Source organism: Pseudomonas syringae pv. cilantro, from assembly GCF_001293775.1.
Lineage (GTDB): Bacteria > Pseudomonadota > Gammaproteobacteria > Pseudomonadales > Pseudomonadaceae > Aquipseudomonas > Aquipseudomonas syringae_P.
In genome coordinates this window covers 1-271 of sequence record NZ_LGLN01000052.1, presented here as the reverse complement: position 1 = coordinate 271, position 271 = coordinate 1, and the positions used below count along the sequence as shown (strand labels likewise).

Sequence of the window (271 nt, the reverse complement as noted above, 5' to 3'; positions counted from 1 at the left end):
CAGCCTTCTCTCTCCTCTTACTACCCCATGACAGAGGAAGTCAGCGGCGGCATCTTCGACCTGATCGCACACAACCTCACTGATCCAGAAAGAATCATCTCCCGGACCAGCATCCCAAACCTGTCTCTGATCCTGTCAAACGATCCGAACAACCAGTTGATCAACCTGCTGCTCCAGGCACCTGACGGACGGCTTCGACTGGCTCATCTCCTGAAAGCGTTCGCGAACCAATTCGATCTGATCCTCATAGATACTCAAGGCGCACGCAGCG

At 54.2% G+C, this 271-nt stretch carries 1 pseudogene; it reads left to right on the top strand.

Annotated features, from left to right (window positions below):
• Positions 1-271 (top strand): annotated as a pseudogene (locus ABJ99_RS13640) (ParA family protein); the annotation flags it as partial.